Annotated in this window: 6 protein-coding genes; 1 reads left to right on the top strand and 5 read right to left on the bottom strand. The window is 60.5% G+C overall.

Annotation, left to right across the window (positions count from 1 at the left end; genetic code table 11):
- The 5 genes from VIL80_RS09710 to VIL80_RS09690 all read right to left on the bottom strand — a co-directional run.
- On the bottom strand, positions 1-1,667 hold a 1,667-nt coding region (locus tag VIL80_RS09710; RefSeq protein ID WP_332035910.1), incomplete at its 3' end, for a VWA domain-containing protein.
- Entirely contained in the window at positions 1,664-2,728 is a 1,065-nt protein-coding gene (locus tag VIL80_RS09705; protein ID WP_332035909.1) for a vWA domain-containing protein, read from the bottom strand. The genes VIL80_RS09705 and VIL80_RS09710, both read right to left, overlap by 4 nt.
- A complete protein-coding gene (locus VIL80_RS09700) occupies positions 2,721-3,311 on the bottom strand; it encodes a DUF4381 domain-containing protein (protein WP_332035908.1) in 591 nt (196 codons plus the stop codon). Before VIL80_RS09700 ends, VIL80_RS09705 begins: the two co-directional genes overlap by 8 nt.
- Positions 3,308-4,273 (bottom strand): DUF58 domain-containing protein, encoded by a 966-nt coding sequence (locus VIL80_RS09695; protein ID WP_332035907.1) that lies wholly within the window; start codon positions 4,271-4,273, stop codon positions 3,308-3,310. Before VIL80_RS09695 ends, VIL80_RS09700 begins: the two co-directional genes overlap by 4 nt.
- An 11-nt stretch (positions 4,274-4,284) precedes the next feature.
- Positions 4,285-5,244 (bottom strand): AAA family ATPase, encoded by a 960-nt coding sequence (locus VIL80_RS09690; protein ID WP_332035906.1) that lies wholly within the window; start codon positions 5,242-5,244, stop codon positions 4,285-4,287.
- Positions 5,245-5,520: 276 nt separating this feature from the next.
- On the opposite strand from VIL80_RS09690, the gene VIL80_RS09685 reads away from it, so the two are divergent.
- Positions 5,521-10,407, top strand: coding sequence for an NAD-glutamate dehydrogenase (locus tag VIL80_RS09685; protein ID WP_332035912.1), 4,887 nt, complete (start codon positions 5,521-5,523; stop codon positions 10,405-10,407).
- Positions 10,408-10,417: the final 10 nt, after the last annotated feature.

Here is a 10,417-nt window from a genome sequence, read left to right as displayed (position 1 = left end):
TGTCCGTTCTGCGCCTGTTGCTGTTCGCTTTCCGATTGTTCCTGCTCGTCCTGATCTTGCTGGCCTGAGGAGGATTGGTCCTGCTGGGCAGATTGCTGATCCTGCTGGTCTTGGGAATTTTGCCCGGCATTTTGCTGCTGGGACTGTGCGCCCTGTTGCTGGTTCTGTTGCGGATCCTGCTGGTCTTGGCTTCCCTGGCTCTGCTGGTTCTGGTCCTGCTGATTCTGCTGCTGGTCACCCTGCTGTTGCTGGTCCGATTGCTCGCCCTGGGATTGCTGCTGTTGCTGTAGTTTCTTCAGTTGCTCGGCAATTTCACGATTGTGTGCAGCGTCTGTAAACTCAGGGTTTTGTTGAATTGCCTGGTCAAACGCCTCGATGGCCTCGTCGAAGCGTCCCTGCTGGGTAAGACTGTTTCCCAAGTTGTAGAGCCCTTGCGGATCATTGCTCTGGGCAAAGTTTTTGGCCGCGGCGTCGTACTCGCCGGCGCGATACTGCGCGGTGCCGCGCCACTGGGAGTTCTCAAACCGCTTTGCCGCGCCCTCGGCATCGCCCTGTTCCAGTAGTTCGCGCCCTTGCTGGTTGGGGGTTTGCCAGAGATTTTCAAGCTCAGCCGCCTGCGCCCGGGGTGAGGGGAATGTCAGAAGCGCCACGGTCAATGGCAGGGCGCAGGCGAGAGTGCCCTTGCGGAACAGTGGCAGCATTAACGGCAGCAACAGCAGGACCAGCCAGGGACCTTCTTCGTGCCACTGGTCGAACTCGCGCTCGGTCAGTTCCGCCTGTTGCGGGCTGCTGTTTTCCGGCAGTACCCGGGCAATATCGCTGTCGTCCACGGTGATCTGGGAGAATTCGCCGCCGGTGCTGTGGGCTAGCCTCGCGAGTTCCCGGAGGTCGAAATTAGTGATGACGATTGCACCGCTGTCGTCGGTAATAAAGCCGCTGCCATTGCTTTTGGGGATGGGGCTGCCGTCGCCACTGCCGACGGCGAGAATCGACAGGCTGACATTGCTAGCACTCAACGCATCTTTGATGGTGCCGACCGCGGACTTGTCGATACCGTCGGTAACCGCGAGCAGGCGACCCTGGCCATTGGCGCCATCCCGGATCAGCCTGAGTCCGGCTTCCACCGCCATTTCAATATTGCTGCCCGGCACCGGCATGATCAGGGGGGAGAGTGACGGCACCAGATTGGCGATGGTCCCGGTATCGTCGGTCAGTGGCGTCACCACGTGGGCTTCGCCAGCGTATGCGACAAGGGCGGTGAGCCCGTCTTTGCGCTGTTTGAGAATATCCAGAACTTTCAGGCGCGCGCGGGTGAGGCGATCTGGAGAAAGGTCCGTGGCCATCATTGAGGGGGACAGATCCAGCAGGATGACAAGGGCATCCTGGTTGCTGTAGACCGGCGTTGGCAACTTGCGCCAGCTGGGGCCGGCGAGCGCAATGATGGCGCAGGTTAGCAGGGCAAATATCAGGGTAAACAGCCAGGGGCGCTTCTCTCCGCCACGCATCAGCAGGTAGGGCAGGAGGTTTGGGTCGATCAGTTTTTGCAGGCCACCGGCCGCAAACACGGTGCGCGCCAGAGCCCAGCAGGCGATGGCTGCGGGGATAATCAGCCACAGCAGTGCAGGGCGCAGGAAGTGGAACTGGCCGATGTCGTTCAGGAAACTCATAGATTGAGGCTCCCGTTGTCGTTGGCCGTGACCCCGGAATTGTTCACCGTGGATCGGCGCGATCCCATGTTGGACATCGCAGTGCCGATCAATGGCGCAGTAGCCCAGAGTGCGGCCAGCAGCAGCGCGGTTGCCAGTGGCCAGATATAAAGAGCGCGGAGCGGGCGGTAGGTTTCCGCTTCCTGCTCCACCGGCTCTAGTCGATCCAGTTCTGTATAAATGTTTGCCAGCTCCTCGGGATTGTGTGCGCGGAAATAGCGGCCACCGGTCTTGTCGGCGATGGCCTGCAGCGTCTCACTGTCGAGGTCGCGTGATGGGTTGACCCTGCGGGCGCCGAAGCGGGAGCCGAGTAATCCGGGCTGTACCATCTCTTCCGCGCCGACGCCGATGGTGTAAACCTTGACGCCCGCCTGTTTTGCCAGTTCCGCCGCCTTCAAAGGTTCGACTTCACCGGCGGTGTTGGCGCCATCGGTGAGCAGGATCAAAACGCGCTGATCCGCGGGGCGCTGGGTGAGGCGTTTTACGGACAGGCCGATGGCATCGCCGATCGCGGTACCCTGTCCGGCGAAACCGATTTGCGCTTCACCGAGCAGCGTTTCGACGGTCTCGCGGTCAAACGTGAGCGGTGCTTGCAGATAGGCACGGGTGCCGAACAATACCAGCCCCAGGCGGTCGCCTTTGCGGCGCAACACGAAATCCCCGACCACATTTTTAACCGCGGTGATGCGCATGGCCGGGTTGCCATTCAGGATCATGTCCGGGGTTTCCATGCTGCCGGAGATGTCCACGGCAATCAGCAGGTCGCGGGCGCTGCTGGTCTGGGTGATGGGTTCGCCGTACCACTGCGGTCGTGCAGCCGCGGCGACGAGCAGCGACCAGATCAGCCAAAGCAGGAACAGGTTGAGAAGGTTACCGGTTGCGCTGCCGCCCTTGCGCGGTAGCTGCTGGTAATAAGGCACTTTGAGTGCGCTGTTCAGCGGCTCGTTTTTGGGAAGCAGGCGGCGGGCGAGCAGCGGCAGCGGCAGCAATAAAAAAAGCCAGGGGAGGGCGAACTCAAACAACTTCGACCTCCTTGGCGGGGGCGTGTTGGGCAGCCGGGCGCTCCGACTCTGACTCTGACCTGTGTTTGCGCACCCAGTCAATCGCGAATGCGCGCAGGCTTTCCAAGCTTTGCGGGTCGCCATCGGCGCCGCTGTACAGATTTTCCAGCAGCGCGCGCCGTGCATTTTCCGGAAGCGGAACTTCTGAAGAGGACTCGAGGAAGCGGATCCAGTTCTGCCCGGTAAGGGGGCCCGGCGATTGGCGACCAAAGGTTACCACCGCCACCCGTTTCAGCAGGAGGTTGATGTCCTCGATGGCGCGGGGCGCAGTGAGGTCCAGCGCCTGTAACAACCGCACGCCTTCGGCTCTGTAGAGATTGCGACGGCGCTTCTGGCGCAGGCGCGAGTACAGCATGATGCCGGCGAATGTCAGCGCGATCAGGGCTGCGGCAAGAATCCACCACCCGGGAGCCGGTGGCCACCAGCCGATGGGGGCAGGTTCGTGAATATCCCGCAACTGGGCCAGCAGCTCCTGCATCTCCGGTGTCATCGGATTGGGCGGCTGCGGCGCGGCCTGTTTCAGCGATAGCGACAGTACCCTCACGCCTGCCTCCGGCCGTTTGTGCTCTGGCGCTCGCCGTAGCGGTTCAGCAGTACCGGCACTACCGGCTGGGTATTGTCGAAGTCCAGCAGCGGCAGGTGCAGTCGCCGGCAGATCTGTGCCGTCTGCTCGCGTACGCGGGCCTGGTCCAGGGCGAATTGCTGGCGCAGTCCGCGGCTGGATTTGCCAAGAAAGGTGCGCTGCTTGCCGTCGCTAATGGTCAACGGCTGCTCCGGCAGCTGCTGTTCCAGCGGGTCGGTAATGCGCAGTACCTGCAGGTCCGCGTGGCGGGTGAGCAGGTAGAGCGATTGCTCGCAGTGGTCGTCGAGGTCATGGCAGTCGCTGATCAGGAACAGGGCGCTGCCGGGGCGGGCAATGCGGCGGGCCTCTTCCAGCAGGACGCTGAGCGGCTGGCTGCCGCCACTGGCGATGGGGCTTTTCAGGGCGCCGGCAGTCTCTACCATGCTGTGAATGGCGGCGAGCACCGCATGGTGGCTGCGGCGCGGGCGCACGGTTTCCACCTCTGCGTCGGAAAAAAGCAGGGCGCCGATCCGGTCGCCGTGTTGCAGGCCCGCCCAGCACAATGCCGAGGCGATGCTGCAGGCTGCCACGGATTTAAACGCATTCTGGCTGCCGAAAAACATCGGTGAGCGCAGGTCCAGCAGGATCACGACAGGGCGCTCGCGCTCCTCCTGATACAGCTTGGTATGGGTTTTCCCGGTGCGTGCGGTTACCCGCCAGTCGATAGAGCGGACGTCGTCGCCGGGCTGGTAATAGCGTACTTCTTCGAAGTTCATCCCGCGCCCGCGATAGCGGGTGAGCAGGTTGCCGGCCTGGTCGCTGCGATTGAGCCTGGGCTTGAACAGGCGCAGCTGGCGGGCGATATGGCGCAGGCGCACCAGCGGCGCCACTTCCGGATAGGCGCCGCGCAGGTTCAGTTCGCTGTGATTGATCGCTTTTTGCACGTCCGTCGGCCTTAGATCGCCGGTACCTGTTGCAGCAGGCGGCGAATGACTTGGTCAGGACTGGCGCCGGCGGCTTCCGCTTCAAAGCTCAGCAGAAGGCGGTGGCGCAAAACATCCGGGGCAATTGCCATCACGTCATCCGGGGTTACATAGTCCCGTCCGGCGAGCCAGGCATAGGCGCGGGCACAGCGGTCCAGCGCGATGGTGGCGCGGGGGCTGGCACCGAAGTCGAGCCAGGAGGCCAGTTCCGGGTCGTAGCGATGGGGTTCGCGGGTGGCGATGATCAGCTGGACGATATAGGTCTCCACCGCTTCCACCATGGTCAGGTCGAGGATTTCCTGGCGCGCGGCAAAGATGGTGTCCTGGCTGACGATGTTATTGGGACGACCTTCACCCTGGCTGGCCTCTGCACGTGCCAGCTGCAGAATTTTTCTCTCCGATTCCGCATCCGGGTAAGAGAGATTGACCTGCATTAAAAAACGGTCGAGCTGCGCCTCCGGGAGCGGGTAGGTACCTTCCTGCTCGATGGGGTTCTGGGTGGCCATCACCAGGAACAGGTCGGGCAGCGCGTAGGTTTTGCGGCCGACGCTCACCTGGCGCTCGGCCATGGCTTCCAGCAGTGCGGACTGCACCTTGGCCGGAGCGCGGTTGATCTCATCTGCAAGGATAAGGTTGTGAAATACGGGGCCTGGCTGGAAATGGAATTCGCCGGTCTCCGGGCGATAGATGTCGGTGCCGGTAATGTCCGCGGGCAGAAGGTCCGGGGTGAACTGCACCCGGTGGAAGTCTCCCTCGATGGCATCCGCCAGGGTTTTGATCGCTTTGGTCTTGGCGAGGCCCGGCGCACCTTCCACCAGAAGGTGTCCATCGGCGAGCAATCCTATGAGAATTCGATTGACCAAAGTTGCCTGGCCAATAATCTGCTGTTCCAGCCATTCACCCAGAATTTTTATCTGCTGGCGTGTGTCCATATCGTCACTTCTTTTGCCGATTTCCTGTTTCAATACGCTGCCCGGGACGAGGGGCTAACTATCATTAGAGCACCTCTATATATAGTCACTTGTACGGTATTCGCGGGTCGGTTGATTTTAGCGGCGATGCGCTGTGAGGCAACCGCTGTGCTCGTTTGGGCGACCAACGGGCGGCAAAGTAGACAATGAAACTGACGTTTTGTTCTACGTTAGTGCAAAAAATTTAGCATTCTGGTCCGCGAGGGCGATCGCGGCGATGGGAGGAAGCACGTGAATATGGCGACGGTCATTACCGATAGCCGGGAGGAACTGCTGGCGCAGGTCGGCGGGTTCATTCGCGAGAAACTGGGGGATAAGGCGGAGCCCGTGGTGGCCTTTGCCGAGCAGTTTCTAAATCAGTACCCTCTGGAAGATCTGGCCGGGCGACGCCTGGCGGATGTATACGGATGTATCTACACCTGCTGGGACTTTATCCAGCAGCGCACTGCCGGAGAGCCAAAGATCCGGGTGTTCAACCCGCGCCTGGAGGAGCAGGGCTGGGAATGCTCACACACTGTGGTGTGTGTATTGCAGCGGGACATGCCATTCCTGGTGGACTCGGTACGCATGGAAATCAACCGTCGCAATACGGTGATCCACTCCATCAAGAGTACCGTGATGCATTTGCAGCGTGGCGACGACGGCCGTCTGCAGCGTCTGTTGCCTCCGGGGCGTAAGACTATTGACGAAGTCGACGTCGATCCCAAGGTCTCCAGCGAGGCCCTGATCTACCTGGAAATCAACCTGGACACTTCCGCCTCCCATGCCTCCGGTCTGGCGCGTGCGATCCGCGAGGTACTCGGTGATGTAGAACTGGCGGTAGACGACTATGTACCGATGCTGGATACCTGCGCGGCGATGGAAGACCAGCTGCATGCGGGGGTAGCCGCTAATGACGCCAACCTGGAAGAGGCTGCCGCGTTCCTGCAGTGGATGCGCGACGGCAACTTTACCTTCCTCGGCTATCGCGAATATGAATTCAGCCAGCAGGGCGACGAGAAGATCCTCTGCGAGGTGGAAAACCGCCGCCTGGGGATTTTCAAGAGTTTGCAACAGCATGCGGAACCCACGCCGGAATATGCCTTCAACGAGGGCAAGCAGCGCTTCTACCAGGGTCCAAACTTCCTCACGTTCGCCAAGTCCTCGATGAAGTCTCGCGTGCACCGCGCGGCCTATTCGGACTATGTGAGTATCAAGCGCTATGACGCCAATGGCGAGGTCATCGGCGAATCCGCGTTCATGGGGCTCTATACGTCGCCCGTGTACACCGAAAGCCCTTCGAAAATCCCAATTATTCGCCGCAAGCTGGCATCGGTTATCGAGCAGAGTGGCCTTGCGCCGACGAGCCACGATGGCAAGGCACTGAAGCGCATCCTGGATACCTTCCCCCGCGACGAACTGTTCCAGAGCAGCACCCGCGAGCTGTTTGACACCACCCTCGGTGTGCTCGCCATGAACGAGCGTGCGCGCCTGAAGCTGTTCATGCGCAAGGATCCCTTCGGCAAGTTTGTCTCGGCCATGGTGTATGTGCCGCGGGACCAGTTCAACAGTGAGGTGCGGGAGAAAATCAGCAGTCGCATTGCCCGTACAATTCACGCGCTGGACTCCGATTTCACCACCTATTTTTCCGAATCCATTCTCGCCCGCGTCCACCTGGTGTTCCGGGTCGACCCCAACGAGCCAGTAGAATTTGATGTAGCGCGACTGGAGGCGCAAATCGTGGATATCACTCGCAGCTGGGAAGACGTTTTCCAAAGATCCCTGATTGAATCCCATGGTGAGGAAGAGGGCAGCCGCCTGATCAGCACTTTTGGCCAAGCGTTTCCAGCCGGCTATCGCGAGGACTTTGAACCGCGCATTGCGGTGCAGGATGTGAGTTTTATCCGCGAGCTGAGTGGTGACAATCGTGTTGCCATGAGCTTCTACCAGCCCATCGGTGCGGAGCCTGGCAGCCTGCGCTTCAAGGTGTTCAACCTGGGTTGCGGGTTGACCCTGTCTGACGTGATCCCGGTGCTGGAAAACCTGGGCCTGCGGGTAATGGGCGAGTTCCCTTATACCATCCGCCCACGCGGCCAGCAGGATGTGTGGATGCACGAATTCTATCTGGAGTTCGGTCTGCCCACCCGCATCGATGCGCAGGCGTCCCGCTCCCTGTTCCAGGACGCGTTTGCGGCGATCTGGGATGGGGTGGCCGAGAGTGACTCCTTCAACCGCCTGGTCTTGGCGGCGCGCCTCAACTGGCGCGAAGTCAGCATGTTGCGCGCCTATGCCCGCTACCTGAAACAGACCAAATTCAGTGCGAGCCAGTCCTACATCGCCGCGACACTTGCGAACCATGTGGAAATCACCCGTAACCTGGTGGCGCTGTTCCGTGCGATGTTCGACCCGCGTATCAACGCCGCGGACCGCCAGGATCAGTCGCGCGTTGAGCGCCTGATCAAGAAAATCCACGAGGGCCTGGATGCGGTCGACAACCTGAACGAAGACCAGGTCATCCGCCGCTACCTGGACCTGATTCGCGGGACCCTGCGCACCAACTTCTTCCAGCTGGACGAACACGACCAGCCGAAAGATTACATCTCCATCAAGTTCAGCCCACGCAATATTCCGAATATTCCGGAGCCGCGTCCGGAATTTGAAATCTTCGTGTACTCCCCGCAAGTGGAGGGGGTGCATCTGCGCGGTGGCAAGGTGGCCCGTGGCGGCCTGCGCTGGTCCGATCGTCTGGAAGACTTCCGCACGGAAGTGCTGGGCCTTGTAAAAGCGCAGGCGGTGAAGAATGCGGTCATCGTGCCCAGCGGAGCCAAGGGTGGTTTCGTGGTGCGCCGGCCGCCGGCGGACAACAGCCGCGAGGCGTTTATTGAAGCCGGCATCAACTGCTACAAGACCTTTATTCGCGGCCTGCTGGACGTTACCGACAACCTGAAAGATGGCGAAGTGATTCCGCCGGAGCGCGTGATCCGTCGCGATGAAGACGATCCCTATCTGGTCGTTGCCGCGGACAAGGGCACCGCCACCTTCTCGGATATTGCCAATGGCATCGCTGCGGAGTACGACTTCTGGCTGGGCGACGCCTTTGCCTCCGGCGGCAGTAACGGCTACGACCACAAGAAAATGGGCATCACCGCCCGCGGTGGCTGGGTATCTGTGCAGCGCCATTTCCGTGAAATGGGTATCAATGTACAGGCCGAAGACTTCTCCGTGATCGGTATCGGCGATATGGCGGGCGACGTGTTCGGCAACGGCATGCTGCTGTCCGAGCATATCTGCCTGAAGGGTGCATTCAACCATCTGCATATATTTGTGGACCCGACACCGGATGCCACCAGCAGCTTTATCGAGCGCAAGCGCCTGTTCGAGCTGCCGCGCTCCAGCTGGGCGGATTACAACCGCAGCCTGATCTCCAAGGGCGGCGGCATTTTCGAGCGTCGTGCAAAATCGGTAAAAATCACCCCGGAAATGCAGCAGGCCTTCGATATCAAGGAAGACCAGCTGACCCCGAACGAGCTGATCAGCGCGATGCTGAAAGCACCGGTGGATCTGATCTGGAACGGCGGTATTGGCACTTATGTGAAAGCCACCGGCGAAAGCAATGCGCAGGTGGGCGACAAGTCCAATGACAACCTGCGGGTCAATGGCAACCAGCTGCGCTGCAAGGTGTTTGGCGAGGGCGGCAATCTGGGTGTGACCCAGCGTGGGCGTATTGAGTTCTCCCTCAACGGCGGTCGCTGTAACACCGACTTTATCGACAATGCCGGTGGCGTGGACTGCTCTGACCACGAGGTGAACATCAAGATCCTGCTGGACAAGGTGGTGGCCAACGGGGATCTCACCGAGAAGCAGCGTAACCAGCTGCTGGAGGAGATGACCGAGTCGGTGGCGGAACTGGTGTTGGACAACAACTACAACCAGACCCGAGCCCTGAGCGTGGCGGAATACCAGGTGGGCGATCGTTTCGATGAATACCGTCGCACCATCATCTCTCTGGAGGCGGAAGGGCGCCTGCGTCGTGCATTGGAGTTCATTCCAGACAACGACACCCTGAACGAGCGCCAGAACAAGGGCCTGTACCTGACGCGCCCGGAGCTGTCGGTACTGATCTCCTATGTGAAGGTGAAGCTCAAAGAAGAGCTGCTGCACTCACACATCATCGACAATGAACGAGTGCAGGAATCGGTGGAATCCGCCTTCCCGCCGGCACTGGTTGCTCGCTACAAGGGACTGGTGTACGACCACCAACTGCGTCGGGAAATCGTCTCCACCCAGGTGGCCAACGAACTGGTCAACAGCATGGGGATTACCTTTTACCACCGTATCAGCGGTGCAACCGGTGCAGATATCGATACCATCGCGGCGGCTTATATCAGCGCACGCGATGTGTACCTGATGCCCGAATTCCAGGATGGTGTGGCAGCACTGGACTACAAGGTACCGGCAGAGCTGCAGATGCAGCTGATGAACTCCATGATCGGTCGCGTACGCCGCGCTACCCGCTGGTTTGTGCGCAATCGCCGCGGTGAGCTGGACCCAGCGCAGGAGCGAGATCTGTTCCAGGACTCCGTGCAGCGTGTGATCCGCGCACTGCCGGAAGTGTTGAGCGGCGAGCCCCTGCGCGAGTGGCAGAGCCGTCACGACCAGCTGGTTGACGCGGGTGTGCCCGAAGACCTGGCAATGCTGGCTGCGTCTCCGACTTACCTGTTCTCCGCTTTGGGTATTTCCCAGTCGGCGCGGGTAAGTGACCGCGCGGTGGAAGAGGTAGCGAAAATCTACTTCGCACTAGCAGACAAGCTGGGGCTCTACTGGTTCGGCAACCAGATCATCGAATTGCCGGCGGAGAGCTTCTGGCAGTCGCAGGCACGGGAGACCAGCATGGATGATCTCGACAGCCAGATCTCCAAGCTCGCGATCCACATCCTGCGACTGGCCAGTGATGACGGGCTGGATATCGACAGTGCGGTGGCGCGTTGGGTGGATGTCATGGCACAGCCGATCCAGCGTTGGGAGAGCCTGGTGAAAGAGCTGAAGTCCTCGCCGCAGGGTGACTTTGCCATGTTCACCGTGGCCCTGCGTGAGCTGATGTACCTGGCAAATGCCACCGCCGACCAGGAATCCCTGACGGCGTAATGGTACGGTA

The organism is Microbulbifer sp. (genome assembly GCF_036563125.1).
Classification (GTDB): domain Bacteria; phylum Pseudomonadota; class Gammaproteobacteria; order Pseudomonadales; family Cellvibrionaceae; genus Microbulbifer.
Note: the sequence above shows the minus strand (reverse complement) of the source record. Positions and strands in the feature narration are given on the sequence as shown.

Bases quoted from the DNA above. Each gene is read 5' to 3' on its own strand.
- VIL80_RS09690 (WP_332035906.1), bottom strand. From the start codon at position 5,244: ATGGACACACGCCAGCAGATAAAAATTCTGGGTGAATGGCTGGAACAG.
- VIL80_RS09685 (WP_332035912.1), top strand. From the start codon at position 5,521: ATGGCGACGGTCATTACCGATAGCCGGGAGGAACTGCTGGCGCAGGTC.